This window comes from Desulfoconvexum algidum, assembly GCF_055382125.1.
In genome coordinates this window covers 818,817-833,665 of the sequence record NZ_AP042394.1, presented here as the reverse complement: position 1 = coordinate 833,665, position 14,849 = coordinate 818,817, and the positions used below count along the sequence as shown (strand labels likewise).

Annotated in this window: 13 protein-coding genes; all 13 read right to left on the bottom strand. The window is 46.7% G+C overall.

Annotated elements, in window-relative coordinates; translation table 11 throughout:
• Positions 1 to 2: 2 nt before the first annotated feature.
• A complete protein-coding gene (locus ACZ45G_RS03720) occupies positions 3 to 1,148 on the bottom strand; it encodes a flagellar biosynthesis protein FlhF (protein WP_464175328.1) in 1,146 nt (381 codons plus the stop codon).
• A complete protein-coding gene (gene flhA, locus ACZ45G_RS03715) occupies positions 1,141 to 3,234 on the bottom strand; it encodes a flagellar biosynthesis protein FlhA (RefSeq protein ID WP_464175327.1) in 2,094 nt (697 codons plus the stop codon). The genes ACZ45G_RS03720 and flhA overlap by 8 nt, the downstream gene beginning before the upstream one ends.
• 87 nt (positions 3,235 to 3,321) lie before the next feature.
• The gene (flhB, locus tag ACZ45G_RS03710; RefSeq protein ID WP_464175326.1) at positions 3,322 to 4,392 is read right to left on the bottom strand and encodes a flagellar biosynthesis protein FlhB; all 1,071 of its coding nucleotides are present in this window, start codon (positions 4,390 to 4,392) and stop codon (positions 3,322 to 3,324) included.
• 3 nt (positions 4,393 to 4,395) lie between these two features.
• On the bottom strand, positions 4,396 to 5,184 hold the full coding sequence (gene fliR / locus ACZ45G_RS03705) for a flagellar biosynthetic protein FliR (protein WP_464175325.1): 789 nt from the start codon (positions 5,182 to 5,184) through the stop codon (positions 4,396 to 4,398).
• 14 nt (positions 5,185 to 5,198) lie between these two features.
• Positions 5,199 to 5,468 carry a flagellar biosynthesis protein FliQ gene (gene fliQ / locus ACZ45G_RS03700; RefSeq protein ID WP_464175324.1) on the bottom strand — a complete coding sequence of 90 codons (270 nt, stop codon included), beginning with the start codon at positions 5,466 to 5,468 and terminating at the stop codon, positions 5,199 to 5,201.
• Positions 5,469 to 5,470: 2 nt separating this feature from the next.
• A complete protein-coding gene (gene fliP / locus ACZ45G_RS03695; RefSeq protein WP_464175323.1) occupies positions 5,471 to 6,247 on the bottom strand; it encodes a flagellar type III secretion system pore protein FliP in 777 nt (258 codons plus the stop codon).
• Positions 6,240 to 6,680: a flagellar biosynthetic protein FliO gene (fliO, locus tag ACZ45G_RS03690; RefSeq protein WP_464175322.1), complete on the bottom strand. Its 441-nt coding sequence runs from the start codon at positions 6,678 to 6,680 to the stop codon at positions 6,240 to 6,242. Before fliO ends, fliP begins: the two co-directional genes overlap by 8 nt.
• On the bottom strand, positions 6,670 to 7,014 hold the full coding sequence (gene fliN / locus ACZ45G_RS03685; protein ID WP_464175321.1) for a flagellar motor switch protein FliN: 345 nt from the start codon (positions 7,012 to 7,014) through the stop codon (positions 6,670 to 6,672). Before fliN ends, fliO begins: the two co-directional genes overlap by 11 nt.
• Positions 7,015 to 7,016: 2 nt before the next feature.
• Positions 7,017 to 8,009 (bottom strand): flagellar motor switch protein FliM, encoded by a 993-nt coding sequence (fliM, locus tag ACZ45G_RS03680; RefSeq protein ID WP_464175320.1) that lies wholly within the window; start codon positions 8,007 to 8,009, stop codon positions 7,017 to 7,019.
• A gap of 7 nt (positions 8,010 to 8,016) precedes the next feature.
• Positions 8,017 to 8,628 carry a flagellar basal body-associated FliL family protein gene (locus tag ACZ45G_RS03675; RefSeq protein ID WP_464175319.1) on the bottom strand — a complete coding sequence of 204 codons (612 nt, stop codon included), beginning with the start codon at positions 8,626 to 8,628 and terminating at the stop codon, positions 8,017 to 8,019.
• Positions 8,629 to 8,917: 289 nt separating this feature from the next.
• Positions 8,918 to 11,704, bottom strand: a complete 2,787-nt coding sequence (locus ACZ45G_RS03670; protein WP_464175318.1) for a flagellar hook-basal body complex protein — start codon at positions 11,702 to 11,704, stop codon at positions 8,918 to 8,920.
• Positions 11,705 to 11,757: 53 nt separating this feature from the next.
• A complete protein-coding gene (locus ACZ45G_RS03665) occupies positions 11,758 to 12,867 on the bottom strand; it encodes a FlgD immunoglobulin-like domain containing protein (protein WP_464175317.1) in 1,110 nt (369 codons plus the stop codon).
• Positions 12,868 to 12,879: 12 nt separating this feature from the next.
• Entirely contained in the window at positions 12,880 to 14,628 is a 1,749-nt protein-coding gene (locus ACZ45G_RS03660) for a flagellar hook-length control protein FliK (protein WP_464175316.1), read from the bottom strand.
• Between the last annotated feature and the right edge of the window lie 221 nt (positions 14,629 to 14,849).

Here is a 14,849-nt window from a genome sequence, read left to right as displayed (position 1 = left end):
CCTTATACCTCTCCTTTAGGTTCTTTGCCCAAAATTTCTTTGGGTTCTTTGCCCAGAATAATTCTCAATAACCTGTGTTTATCCGGGACAATTAAATCTTCAGGAACTCGCTGCCCATTTGTAATCAGCGAAACAGGCAGATTAAGATTATTTACCTGGTCCAGAATTTTACCGCAGCGTTTGGTCTCATCTATCTTCGTAAATACATAGGTATCCGGATTAAATACGGAGAACGCAGATGCCGCTTCCTTCATATTAATAGATTCAGCCGTAACACTCAAGGTTAAATGAACAGAAATCCCAAAATCACTTTTAATCAGCTTAAAAATTTCATCTATTTTTTTGTTATCGTAATGGCTGTGGCCGGCTGTATCAATCAAGACCACATCCATGGATTTCATCCGTTCCAGGGCACAAGACAGATCCTGGGCACTGAAGGCCGGCACACATAAAAGGCCCATGATAGAGGCGTAAGCCTTGAGTTGTTCAAAGGCGCCGATACGATAATTATCAATGGAAATAAGCCCTACCTTCATTTTCCGTTTAAGGCTTAACAGGGCGGCAAGTTTCGCAATGGTGGTGGTCTTACCCACCCCTGTCGGCCCTACAAAGGCTGCCACATGGGGAACGCCTGATGAATTGTTCCGATTAAAAAAATCTTTCACCCTTAGCTGCTCCAGGCAATGGGCCATGACATTCTTTTTTAAATGTTTGATCCGATCCGTTTGCCCAAGGTCAGGGGGCAGGGATACCATGGAACGTTCAATCAGGGAGATGGCCAACCGTTCACTGACCCCGGCCCGCAAAAAAGACGCCAGCACCCCCACAGATTCGAAATGAGAACACAAAATATTTTGAATACCGCTGCCAAATCCTGCAATGGCGATCATATCGCGAATCTCAGAAATATCTCCCTTCAAGGACTCAAACAGACCGTCATCACTTTTTTTGACGGCAGTGGCCCTTTTACCGCCACCCTCTTTTACCGTAATGCCGGCTTCCACCTCAAACATTTCTTTACCATAGGGATCCATTGGTTTTCTGGGAATTTTCCGGGTGGACAAAATCATGGCATCCTTCCCCATCTCTTCCTTAATATTTGCCAGGGCTTCCTGAATATTGGCTGCCCGGAAGATTTTTTTATTCATCTTTTAAACTCACCTTTCCAACGGCCTGTAAATTTATATCGTCCACTATTTCAGCATGGGATACCACAAAAACAGTGGGAAGAGAAGGTTCAATCAATTTTCTGAAGTGACGCCTGAGGGTGGGCGGCGTCATGACAACCGGCTGGCTATTGATAGCAATGAGTTTTTCCACCTGCTTTGACACCGCAGCCACCACTCCGGCCACAAGCGTCGGATCCAATGCCAGATAAGAACCGTGTTCAGTGCGTTTGATATTTTTAGTTAAAATTTCCTCAAGCTTTCGGTCAAGGGTAATCACCTGGAGCACCTTTCCTTCCTGTAAATAAGGCACCAGCATCCCCTTTGCAAGCCGTTGCCGGACATATTCGGTGAGCAAATCCGGGTCTTTACCCATGGGGGCAAAATCTGCAAGGGTTTCCACAATGGTGAGAAAATTTCGAATGGAAATGCGTTCCCTCAGCAAATTCTGAAGCACTTTTTGCACGACCCCTATGGTCAGCAGATTGGGGACAAGCTCTTCAACAGCTTTTGGATTGGTTTTGGCAAGATTGTCCATAAGATGCTGAACATCCTGGCGCCCGAGAAGGTCATGGGCATTGGCTCGAATAATCTCCGTCAAATGGGTGGCGATCACAGTGGAGTTATCCACCACGGTATAGCCGGCAAATTTTGCTTCTTCTTCCCTGTCCATGGGAATCCACAATGCCGGCAGATGAAAGGCCGGTTCCGTGGTTTTAATCCCTTCTATTTCCTGGGCAGCCCCCCCGGGATCCATGGCCAGATAATGATTCACCATCAATTCAGTCCCGTCAGCCTCAACCCCCTTAATCATCAAGCGATACTGGGCCGGGTTTAAGTTCAGGTTATCCCGGATATGAATGGGCGGAATAATGATTCCCATTTCCGTTGCAAACTGCCGTCGAATGGCCCGTATCCGGCCCAAAAGCGTCCCGTCCTGCTGTTTGTCCACCAAAGGGATAAGGCCGTACCCCACTTCCAATTCAATGGTGTCCAGGGATAACAAGTGATCCACATCTTCGGGCTGGCCCGTTGCAGCCTCTTCCTCTGCAGTTTCTACCAGGGAATCTTCCTCCTCCCGTTCATCTGTCCGCAGAAAATACCAGGCCAGGGTTCCCATGACAATCCCCAGGGTCATAAAAGGAAGGGTGGGAAGTCCCGGGACCATTCCCATACAAAAAACAATCACAGCGCCGATAAATACCGGCGTGGAACTGGCAAACAAATGTTTGGCAAATTCAGCCCCCATTTTGCTCTCAGAACCGGACCTGGAAACCAGAAGACCCGAAGCCGCCGATATCAAAAGGGCGGGAATCTGGGAAACCAGGCCGTCCCCAACGGTTAAAAGGGTATAAGTGGTCAAGGCATCCTGCATTTCCATGCCCTGCTGGAGAACGCCAATGACAAATCCGCCCACAATATTGATCATGGTAATCACGATCCCTGCAACCGCATCCCCCCGGACAAATTTGGAGGCACCATCCATGGCGCCATGGAATTCAGATTCCCGGGCAATGCCTTTGCGCCGATCCCTGGCCTCAACCTCATCTATCATCCCGGCATTAAGATCCGCATCAATGGCCATCTGTTTTCCCGGCATGGCATCCAGGGTAAACCTGGCCGCCACCTCTGCGATGCGGCCCGCACCCTTGGTGATGACCATGAAATTAATCAAAACCAGAATGATAAAGATGACCAGACCGACCACATAATTTCCCCCCACCACAAAATTGCCAAAGGACATGATAACGGATCCGGCAGCAGAAGGCCCCTCACTGCCGTGCAAAAGGATCAGCCGGGTGGATGCCACATTCAGGGAAAGGCGAAAAAGGGTCAGGACCAGCAAGAGAGAAGGAAAAATACTGAACTCCAGGGGCTTGGTCGTATACATGGTGGTAATGAGCACCATGATCCCAAATGAGATATTCAATGCCAGGAAAAAATCCAGAATCATGGGGTGGATGGGTAAAATCATTGCCATGAGGATGCCGATAAAGGCAACGATCATTAAAATATCCGATGATTCACTTTTTAGCCCGGCAAAAATGCTGGTTCCTTCTGCTGCCATTTACACCCCTTGTTTCATCTGTTTTGACGCCAACCGCTTATTTTGACACGGCCCGTCAAAACTTTGTCAATGTGAACCCGCATGGTATCACTGACTGTTTTTGAGTTTGTACACATAGGCCAGTAATTCCGCCACTGCCTGGTAATATTCGATCGGGACATTCCCACCGATATCTACATGTCTATACAAATTCCGGGCCAATTGTTTATCTTCAACCAGGGGAATTTCATTTTCCCTTGCAATTCTTCGGATATTTTCGGCCACAGGCCCTGCCCCCTTTGCCAGCACTTTGGGGGCATCCATGGTTGTCCCGTCATATTTCAGAGCCACGGCAAGCCGTGTCGGGTTGGTCACCACCACATCCGCCTCTGGTACATCGGCCATCATGCGCTTTCGGGCCGCTTGGTACTGGAGCTGCCGGATCCGGGACTTGACCATGGGATCCCCTTCTGTCTGTTTGGTCTCATCCTTGACCTCTTTTTTGGTCATTTTCTGGTCTTCTAAAAATTTCCATTTTTGATAGGCATAATCCAACAGAGCCACCACCAGCATAATCAAACAGACCTTAATGAAAATCCAGAAGGAGATATTCAGAAGATACAAAAAAATCTGACCGATGGAGTTATCATATAACCGGTTAATATTGTTCAATTCTCCCTTGATGGCAGAATAGGTCACCATGGAGATCACAGCGATTTTGGCAAGGTTTTTCACCATTTCCACCACGGCCCGGGAGGAAAATTTTTGTTTGAACCCGCTAATGGGATTCAACTTTGAAAATTTAGGCTCAATGGCTTTCCAGGAAATTTCAAACCCCACCTGGGCGACATTGGATAGAATGGCCAAAACATATACACCGGCAAAAAGCGGCAGGCAAATCATGAGCATTTTCTGTCCATGGACGGCCAGAAGCTCCACCATTTGCACCTGGGTAAAATCAGGGATTTTTTCAAAATTAAAATTATAGTGAAAAATCCCAATAACATTGTTATACATATAAGCTGCCGAGGACCACAGGGCAATTACACCCCCAAAAAGAACAAAAACAGATGGGATTTCACTGCTTTTGGCAACCTGACCTTCCTCACGCGCCTTGGAAAGCTTACGTCCCGATGCATCTTCGGTTTTCTCTCCGCCACTTTCCGGATCTTCAGCCATCTATCACCCACCCCCGGCATAAAACAACAGGGTCATTAATAAGCGTTTAAACCCGTCCACATATTCCCTTGTTACAAGGACGATGATTTCAAGGGTCAGCCCGAAAAGGAAAAGCCCGGTAACAATCTTCAAGGGAAAGGCCACAATCATGACGTTCATCTGGGGCGCAAACTTTGAGACCAGCCCAAACCCTACGCTGACAAAGAACAGGGCCGCAATCACCGGGGCACCGATCTTAATGGCAAGCAAAAAAAGTCCTCCGGCCAGATCCAACAGTTTCACCATTAAAATTTTTTGCATCACAAAAACCCCCACCGGAACCAGTTCAAAACTATTGATCAAGGCAGAAATAATAATGTGATGGCCGTTTAACATCAAAAAGACCACCACGCAGACCCAATACCCCAATTGATCCATGATGGAAACATTGGCACCGCTCTGGGGGTCCACCACATTGATCATGGCAAACCCCATTTGAAAGCCGATCACCTGACCTGCCAGCTGAACCGACCCAAAAAAGATTCTCAGGCAAAGGCCAAGGGTCAGGCCAACCATTGCTTCCGCTAAAATCAGAAGTCCCGTGGAGATCGCATCCAACGGAAATCGAGTCAGGTCCACGGGCACAACAGAATAAAAAAGCAGGGAAATCACCATGGCCAACCCCATTTTCAGGGTGGCCGGAAACACAGCGGATGAAAAAATGGGAAACATGAGAAGAAAAATACTCACCCTCAACAACACCAGCATATAGGTCCTTAACTGGACAGGATCGATAATGTTAAGGATATCCATAAAAAAAGACCTGCCTATCGGATATACATGGGAATATTTTCAAATACACGGATTGTGTAGCTGGTAATTTTTTCCAGCATCCAGGGGGCAAAAAATAAAAGTCCCATAAAAACAGCAAGAATTTTAGGGACAAAGGTCAGTGTCATTTCCTGAATCTGGGTGACGGCCTGGAAAACACTGATAATTAAGCCTGCCAAAAGCCCTAGGCCCAGCATGGGCATGGAAAGATAAATGGTCATGAGGATGGCTTCCTTGGCAAATTCAACAACGAATTCAGGGGTCATGGTTACACTCCAAAGCTTTTGATTAAAGAACCGCAAATCAGATGCCATCCGTCCACAAGGACAAAAAGCATGAGTTTAAACGGCAGGGATATCATGACCGGCGGCAGCATCATCATGCCCATGGCCAGCAAAACAGAGGCCACCACCATATCGATCACCAGAAAAGGAATATACAAGACAAAACCGATGATAAAGGCGGTTTTAAGCTCGGAGATTACATAGGCCGGAATGAGCACCAGCAAAGAGACATCCGCCCGTGTTTCAGGTTTTTTCATGTCGGCTTCCTTGACAAACAGGGCAATATCCTTTTCCCTTGTGTTGAGAAGCAAAAATTTACGAATGGGTTTTTGTGCCGCTTCAAAAGCCACCTCATAGGAAATCGTCCGCTCAAGATAGGGATTAAGAGACTGGTTATACACATCCAGGGCAACCGGCTTGATGATAAAAGCCGTCATAAAAAGTGCAAGGCCGACAATCACCTGATTGGGGGGACTGGACTGGGTACCAATGGCCTGGCGCAAAAAATGAAATACAACAATCAACCGGGTAAAGGGCGTCATTAAAATCAGGATTGCCGGTGCCAGGGAAATAACCGTTAAAAGCGCAATAATTTCAAGTACCACAGCGACTTCTTCCGGTTCTGTGGCCGTTGTAACATTCAATTCAAGGGAGGGGATGGGAAAGGTAACTGCCAGGGCAGACCCCTTGGCAAGAACCCACAAAAACAAGACAAGACCCAATTGCATAAAAATTTTATCCATTGAACGATTTTTACGCATTCTCCACCTTCTCCCCCGGGGTCTTTTTTAGGGGCCCATTTTTTTGAGGTCCATTTTTTTGAGATTCAGGGGATGACCGGTTCAAAGTCCTGTTCAAAAGGTCGGAAAATCCAGACCCCGCGTTTTTGGATAAAGGCTCTTGGGATACCGACACAACATCAGCCTGTTTTTCCATCACCTTGAGGGTTGAAATCTGGTTTGGGGTGACCCCGATGAGAATGGTTTCATCCAGAACATTGACCAGGATCAGCTTTTCCTTTGGAGAAAGATGGTGAACCGTCAGAACACGGATAAGATCCCGGTTGGTGTTTGCCCCCCTTGCTCCCATAAATCGTTTCATGAGATAAAAGACAAGCAGCAGCAAGGCCAAAACCATAAACAGCATGCCAAAAGAGCGTGCAAAGGCAAACCATATGTCTGAATCAGCGCTCAATGTCTTCCGCCGCCAAAGATTTAACCCGGTCTATGGGGGTAATCACATCGGTCAGCCTGACACCAAATTTTTCATTGACCACCACCACTTCTCCCCGGGCAATGAGTTTCCTATTGATATAGACCTCCAGGGGCTCACCGGCCAGCTTATTGAGCTCGATAATAGACCCCTGGCCCAATTGAAGAAGATCATTGACAAGCATCCTGGTTTTACCCAGTTCAACGGAAAGCTCCAAAGGGATATCCAGAATGAAATCCAATTCCCTTGCTTCCTGCTCTTCACTTTTTTCAACAATTTCTTCGGACTCTTGTGTGGTACCGTTTTCATCAACCATGTTTAACTCTCAATATCTGTTGTTATTTTTTCTTCTATCTTATATGCCTGGAATCCTCTTTGAACGCCGATGTATCCGGTGAGTTTTTCCAACCCGTCCACATAGCAGGACAAGGGATCCGATGCAGCATTGTCCAATTGAATCACATCCCCTTTTTGCATGTACAACACGCGTTCACCGGTTACCTCGGTTTTCCCCAGCTGGATTCTAAGCTCCACTGTCGACTTGAGAATAACTTCCTTGATCATCCGGAGCCAATTGGTATCAATCTCCTCAATTTCTGCCTGTACCCCGGAAGACAATTTATTGCGCATGGGCTCGATCATTGAATAGGGATAGCAGACCACCAGATTTCCGGCGGCCTGTTCCAATTCTATTTCAAACCGGGTAACAATGACCAGATCCGTCGGCAATACGATGGCGGTAAACTGGGGGTTCATTTCGGACCGGATCAAAGAGGCCCTTACCGGTTCAATGGGCGCCCAAGAGGCCTCAATATTTTTCAATACCGCCAGCACTGCCTTTCTAATCATCACCTCTTCAATCCGCGTGAATTCTCTTCCTTCCACCCGGGCTTTGCCCAGGGCCTCTCCCCCAAAAAAGGTGTCGATCAGGTTGTAAACCAACTGGCTTTCAAAAACCACCAGACCATGCCCCCTTAAGGGCTCCAACCTGAAAACATGGAGGCTTGTGGGTACAGGAAGACTTCTCACAAACTCTGAAAACTTCAAGGTATCAAAAGGATTGGCACTGACATCCACATTGGTTTGCAACAAAGTGGACAAGGTGGCACGCACTTCCCGTGAAAGCCGTTCATTGATCACATCAAAGGTGGGCATCCTTGCCCGGACCACCTTATCCTGGCTGGTGAAATCGTAGGCGATAATCCCATCAACCGACTCGGGAACTTCCGTCTCCTTCTTTGTTTCAACCTCGCCTGAATCCAGACCGTCTAATAGGCTGTCAACTTCGTCCTGGGATAAAATTTCACTCATGGCATCATCACTGCATTATTAAATTGGTAAAATAAATATTTCTCACCACAACCTTGGGAAAAATAGAATTGATTCGCTTGAGCAGCTCGTATTTCAATTGAATCTTGCCTTCTGGAGTCCTCAACTCAAGCCATCTCATTTCCCGGACCTGACCCATAATAATTTTTCTGATTCTGTCCTGCATAGAATATACCTGTTTTCTATAACGGCGATCCATTAATTCCAAGGAGATATTAAGGTTTATCAGTCCCATGGCAGAATTCCTCTTCAACGGAATACGTTCAAAGGGAGCAAGAGCAATAATATCCTCAAAAACAATCTCCTCTATTTGACCGGGGTCACCGGGGTCACCGGGTTCACCGGGTTCACCGGGAGCTTTGTTTTCTTGAGTGACAGATGTCCCATTGGCGAGAGTTGCTTCTTCGGGTGATCCCCTGAAAAAAAAGAACCCGGCCCCAGCGAATATGCCCAGGAGGACAACCCCGAGCACCAGAATCAAAAGAAGGCGTTTTTTGACAAAGGGATTTTTTCCCGATGGTTTCAGGGAAGACTCTCTGACCAGCTCAGAAGTTTCACCCTCCATTTCTCCGTCCATTTCTTCTATCAGATCTTCAGTCAAAATATCTCCCAACCGTTTGCCTTTGATTATTTAAACTAGATACTTGATGGATAAGATAGCAAACCTTATGCCAAGCACGATCTCTTTTTACCAGGTCCCTTTGGGAATACCCAGGATTCAATAGCAATTATAGGGGTTACAGGGAAAATTTGCAAAATATTTTATGGGAAGCAAAAAAACCAGAAAAGATGGACTGGCCATCTCCCCCGGTTTTTTTTATAAAAAGCGTCAGGCAAACCTGATTTTCGTCATCCTTTTGACAGTTCCCTACAGAGCTGTCCCAAAATTATTATTTCATCTGGATAACGGTTTGCATCATTTCATCAACGGTGGTGATGGTTTTAGAGTTTGCCTGAAACCCTCTCTGGTTGGTAATCAGGGAGACAAACTCTTCTGCAATATCAACATTTGACATTTCAAGGGAATTGGGAGAGAGAGTCCCAAGACCGTTTTCACCCGGTATATTGGTGATGGCAGAACCACTGTCGTTTGTTTCGCTATACATGTTCCCCCCCTCGGTCAGCAATCCGTAGTTATTTAAAAACTTGGCCAGACCCACCCGAAAAAGCGGAATCAGCTCCCCGTTGGAATAGATACCGGTCATGACACCATCCGATGCCACATCGACCCCCTGGAGATCTCCGGCAGAATATCCGTCCGCATCCTGGTAAACCGTTGAAGAGGATTTGGAATATTGAGTGGTGGACAGGGAATCGTTCACAAAATTGTTGCCGTCATACACGGTCCCGATATCCAATGCAATCTCCATTTCCGTGGTGCCAAAGTCTCCCCCGAGAAAATCTGCGGTAAAAGCAAAATATCCGTCGCTGGTCATATCATCGGTATCAACGGATGTCCAGGCAGTGGACCCGAGAATATCAAAACTAATGACACTCCTGTCATCATAGGGATCCGTGTTGGTGGCACCAGCTGATAAATCATCATCAAAGGTGAAGACGATATCATCTTTATCGGAACTGTTTCCCGAGCCGTCAAGATCAATGGTTACCTGGGAGGCATCCCCGGTTAATGTTGCATCGCTATAATTTACCGGTGGCGTATCAGGGTTGACATCAAATACCACGCTAAGCCCGCCCACGGCAGTGGTTGAACCGTCCGAGGCAGGGTCCAAAAACAAATCCACGGTTGAGTCATTGTCAAAATCGATGCCAATGCCCTCCGCGGGGGCACCGACACTGGAAAGCACCGCATTGGGATACTCCTCTGGCGGGGTTGGGTCAATTTGAAAGGTGATGGTCTGACCCCCTACCGCTGTCAGGTCCGAGCCAAATGAGTACAGCACAGTGGATGCACCTGTGGACGCGCCGATACCATCGTCCTGCCAGAGGGAAAACTGAACCTGGGTTTCATCACTGTTTCCTGCGTCAACCGTAACCACTGTTTCTCCGCCGCCGGCATCGGAAGCCCAGGTGGTTCCGTTCCAGGTCAAAGTGATGGTGGTTTCTGCCCCGGCATTATCGGTTGATGCCACTGCCCCCTGGCTTCCCACTGAAACAATGGTGAGTGCAGGATCATTGGTGGGTGAAAAATTAAACACTTCGCTGGCAAAATCCTCTTCTTTCAAGGGCATGTTCCAATCCCAGTCATCGGTCCTGTTGTTCACCATTAGGGTAATATCACTGGACATCATATCAAGATCTTCGGCATTTTCGATGGTGACAAATGTTTCGGCTGTCTGGGGAGTTCCAGCCATTTCAATACCGCTCACAAGGGAACCGGCTGAACTGGCGACCACAGGATTGCTCCAATACCATTGTTCTTCAGTCGGATTCCAGAGAATACCGATGTCGCTTTCGTCATGGGTCATCACGCTGGAATCATTAATGGTAAGGGTGGTGTTCTCGGAGGTCAACTCTCCGCTATAACTCAGGGACTCAACATTCTGAACATGGACATCATCATTCTCATTAATATCAAACCCAAAGGTATCGCCTGACACAGCCGAGGAGGATAATTCTATTCTAATATCCGGGTCATCATTTTCAGAAGTCAGGGAAAGCCAGACGTTGTTGGCATCCGAATACACAACAGATGCCGAGCCATAGTTCTCCGGCTTGTCTGCGGAAGTGATCACACCGTCATCTGTCTGGTCCACAAACTCCCACTCACTGCCATCATACTCAAATTCAAAGCCGTATCCGTCCAGACTCAATGTATCATAATCTTCAATGTAATATTGGATATCATCAACCCCGTTCACCCCTTCTGCGGTAAAATTACCCAAAAGACCTGTAAATTTTTCCATGGTCAAATCTGTAATATCTCCAGAGCTTTCGCTAAAAGAGATGGTCCCCCTGGCAAGAAGCCCCATGGAATCGGTATTTTGGACCAGATTCCGATTATCTTCCTCTGGATTGCTGGTTATAATATATTCCCAGTTGGAACCAGATACTTTGTCATAATAAATAGATACATCATGGGTACTTCCCAGGGAATCATAGACCTGGACAACCGTCTGGTATTCATAGTTTGACGAGCTGATATCGGTATCATCCCCGGAATCCCATGAATTTGACAGGACAACCGACTGGCTTTCGGCATCGGCATCCAGATTGGTAATCGCTGTCACCGTGGTGGTTTCTTCGGGGGAGCTGGTATAGGCATCCAGTATGATATCTGTAATTGAACCGGTGTTGTCTCCGGTATCCTCATCCAATTCCCATCCCTGTACAATATACCCTTCCGGATTTACCAGTTCGCCCAGCTCATTAAAATAAAAGTTACCCGCCCGTGTGTAAAATGTGTTTTCACTATCTGACTGACGCATGATAAAAAAACCGTCACCGCCAATGGAGAGATCTGTGGTATTCCCAGTGGATTCAAAGGAGCCCTGGGAAAAGTTCTGAGAGACATCCCCTACGGCCATGCCGCGCCCCACCTGGTCAGTGCCGCCTTGGGTTGCCACATTCTCATACAAGGTGTCTGCAAAGGTTGCCCTGCCCTTTTTAAACCCAACCGTATTTAAATTGGCAATGTTATTACCCGTAACCTGTAAAGCATTGCCCATATTTTTCAGACCGCTGGTACCTGTGAACAATGAACTTGATAAAGACATTTTTTCTCTCCTGTGCTTATATAAAACCCAACCGGATCTTATGGGTTTTCATTCTAGTGAATTGCCGTGATGGAAGAAATGGCGACCAGTCTTCCGGTATCCTTGAGTTCAAGGTATTGACTTCCATTGGCGTACCGAATGCCGGACACCTCTTCGGAAACTGTGGTGCTGGCCGCCGTGCCAGAATCCGTTGAAACCGTATAATAATATAATCCGTCATCCACGGCATATCCGTCGTTGCCCGTGGCATTCCAGGAAACCGTATTTTCCCCTGCCACGGAATCGTCTTCACCCAGGCTAAGGGTCTGGACCAGATTGTCAAAGGCGTCATAGATCTTGATGGTGGCCGCGTCTGCCGAATCCAGCTCAAATTTTAAATCCTCCCCAGACAATATGCCGTCGTCAATGGAAAGAATCGGTTTTTCTGAACTGATGGTCTGGCCCATATAGCTCAATACCGTTGCCGGGTCTGTGTCATCGTCATCAGAGCTGACCACTGAGGTCAGGGAATCCGGGTCAAGGAGCACCCCCTGAACCACCAGGTAGGGATTCCCATTGCTATAGGCAATACCGCTAACCGTGCCGGTCACATTGGTTGGCAATTCCTCATACCCGCTGCCAGAATTTGCCAGCACATTATATTTATAGGTGCCTTCGGCCACTGCAGCACCGTCTTCATCTGTGCCGTCCCATTCAATCAGCTGTACACCGGCAGCCTGAGTTCCCTTATAAAGGGTTTTGACGGTCTCTCCGCCCTCATCGGTAATTTTAATAATGACGTCTGCATTTTCCGCCAAATTGTAAAATCCGCCGGAAACACTCCCATCTTCTACCTGCATTGAATCCACATTGCCCGAAACCTGTTTGCCCAGATAGGACATCAAATCTATCTCCGAATCATCGGAAAAAGAGGCTGCCAGGGTTTCCATGGAGGTATTCAGGTTCATGAGCTGTTCCAATTGTGAAAACTGGGCCAGCTGTGCGGAAAAATCCGTACCATCCATGGGATTTAACGGGTCCTGGTTCTCCAATTGAGCCACCAGCATGGTCAGGAAATCATCCTTGCCAAGCGCATCGGATTCCTCGCTGCTTGTCGCTACAGTTGACTCATATGAACCTACAATCGAATCAAGTGATGAACTTCCCGTTGATGAAACTGACATGGTATTTCTCCTTTATGCAACAAAATGGTATGATCCTTCCTGGATCGTATCAGTCAAAGTGCCGGTATCCTGACTTTCCAAATGAATGGTGTCCAGTGAATTATCTTCCCGGTTCTTGTTTCTCTGCCTGGAATTATTGAACTGTTTTTTTGTATCGGCCATGGATTGCTGAAAATTACTGTTCATGTCCACCTCAAATTTGTCCAGACTGATGCCGACAGTTGCCAGGGCTGTTTTCAGCTCATTCACATGGGAGGCCAGAATATCTTTGGCCACGGAATTTTCAGTGATAATGCTCACTTTCATGCTGTTCCCCGTATTGTCAATGGTCAAAGAAATCCTCCCCAGTTCCGCGGGCTTTAACTGAAGTTTCAAGGTGCTTTCCCCCTGGTTGATGGCCCTGACAATACCTTTTTCCACCTGGTTCATCACATGATTGGGCATGTTCTTGAAAGTGGCCGTTGACTTCAAACTACTCCCAAGGGAATCTGTTTTAATCTCCGGTGCACTCACCTGGAGAGACTCGCCTCCCTTAGCAGACTCGGATTTGATAACTTTTGTTATCTCCTCCCCGTCCAGAACCAATGATTTAGGATCACCTGTTGTGCCCGATTTATCCGATTGGACAGATTCAAGTTCCTTGAAAAACTGCTCTGATTTTACAGTAGTTGTGCCCGGCTGCTCCTTGGAAAACAGACCATTTTTATGGGATTGATCCTTGTCTGGAATCAATAAATCATTTTTTAACTGATCTCTAACTTGCTCATAGGAAAATTCTGCCAGGCCTGTCTTTTCAGATTGAATTTCCATATGTTTAAAAAGAGAAGCGGTCAAAGAAGTAGAAGATTCTTTTACCGCATCATCCGCAGAATTAACAATCCCGGCAAGATCATCGGCCTGGTTTTTAGCATCAACTATTTTTTCCTTCTGCGCTTTCAGGGAGGCCAAAAGATCTCCCAGACCAAGCTGGGCTGTTGTATTTTCAGGCTGGGTAAGCCCCAATTGTTCAAGAAACATTGTAAAAGAGGTATCCCCTTCCTGGGTTTTGAACAACTGGCCTGTATCAATGGATGCCTCTTCAATGGCCGTGAGCTGGTCGATGACACCCCCAAGGCTGATTCCGTTTTCTCCCCTGTCGGCCTGGGATACAATCTGGCTAACCGTGTCCTTGGGAAGGCCCAGGGAGTTCAAAAGTGACGTTAAAAATGGCAAGGCCGATGTTTCCATAAAGATTTCCTCATCCATGGTGTCTTCTTCACTCTCCATAGGAAGCTTAAAAAGACCGTCCATTACCTCAGAAAGGCTGATATCTTTGCCTTCGGCCTTTTCAGACAATCCGGACATAAACGCCTCCAATTCTTCGGTTTCAAACCCAGCCTTTAACAAAATTTTTTTCAAGGCATCCAGTCCCTGGACATCTATGCTTATATTGTCCAAATCCCCATCAGACAATGTTAAAAACAAATTTTTCATTTTTGAAAGAAATGCGGCCCCTTTTTCCTGGCCCACCTCTTCTAAAAAAACGGTTTTTGCTTTATCCAGGTCTTCCAGTTTGCCGGCAACAGTTGCTCCTGATACAGCCGAATTGACAGAACTATATTTTTGAGCAGCTCTTGCATCTGTTATTACCTGCCTAAGATTATCCGCAAACAAAGTGGGGGGAGCTTCTGAGCTCTTAAATACACCAGATTCGCTTGACAGTGAACTGGATTGGGTCAAATTTTGAAACGCATTGTTTATGTCGGTAAAAGTCAAATTCATGGGACACCTTTTAATATTTTTCTTTCTGACATAATTGAGCAATGATCATGCCACACAAATACAAATCAAAATTTCTATTTAAAATCAGATAGTTAAATAAATTATAGCGTTCCTTCAAAACGGATTTCTCAGAAAGATTGGAATATATTGCCCCACTGGAAATGGGTCATGGGAAAATATTACCTAACCCTTTTACCGTGAATATATTTGAAGGGATAGCT

What these genes read in the sequence shown, in the direction of transcription:
- ACZ45G_RS03720 (WP_464175328.1), bottom strand. Translation starts at nt 1,148, where the DNA reads ATGAATAAAAAAATCTTCCGGGCAGCCAATATTCAGGAAGCCCTGGCA.
- ACZ45G_RS03665 (WP_464175317.1), bottom strand. Translation starts at nt 12,867, where the DNA reads ATGTCAGTTTCATCAACGGGAAGTTCATCACTTGATTCGATTGTAGGT.
- flhA (WP_464175327.1), bottom strand. Translation starts at nt 3,234, where the DNA reads ATGGCAGCAGAAGGAACCAGCATTTTTGCCGGGCTAAAAAGTGAATCA.
- fliP (WP_464175323.1), bottom strand. Translation starts at nt 6,247, where the DNA reads ATGCGTAAAAATCGTTCAATGGATAAAATTTTTATGCAATTGGGTCTT.
- fliM (WP_464175320.1), bottom strand. Translation starts at nt 8,009, where the DNA reads ATGAGTGAAATTTTATCCCAGGACGAAGTTGACAGCCTATTAGACGGT.
- fliN (WP_464175321.1), bottom strand. Translation starts at nt 7,014, where the DNA reads ATGGTTGATGAAAACGGTACCACACAAGAGTCCGAAGAAATTGTTGAA.
- fliQ (WP_464175324.1), bottom strand. Translation starts at nt 5,468, where the DNA reads ATGACCCCTGAATTCGTTGTTGAATTTGCCAAGGAAGCCATCCTCATG.
- ACZ45G_RS03670 (WP_464175318.1), bottom strand. Translation starts at nt 11,704, where the DNA reads ATGTCTTTATCAAGTTCATTGTTCACAGGTACCAGCGGTCTGAAAAAT.
- flhB (WP_464175326.1), bottom strand. Translation starts at nt 4,392, where the DNA reads ATGGCTGAAGATCCGGAAAGTGGCGGAGAGAAAACCGAAGATGCATCG.
- fliR (WP_464175325.1), bottom strand. Translation starts at nt 5,184, where the DNA reads ATGGATATCCTTAACATTATCGATCCTGTCCAGTTAAGGACCTATATG.
- ACZ45G_RS03660 (WP_464175316.1), bottom strand. Translation starts at nt 14,628, where the DNA reads ATGAATTTGACTTTTACCGACATAAACAATGCGTTTCAAAATTTGACC.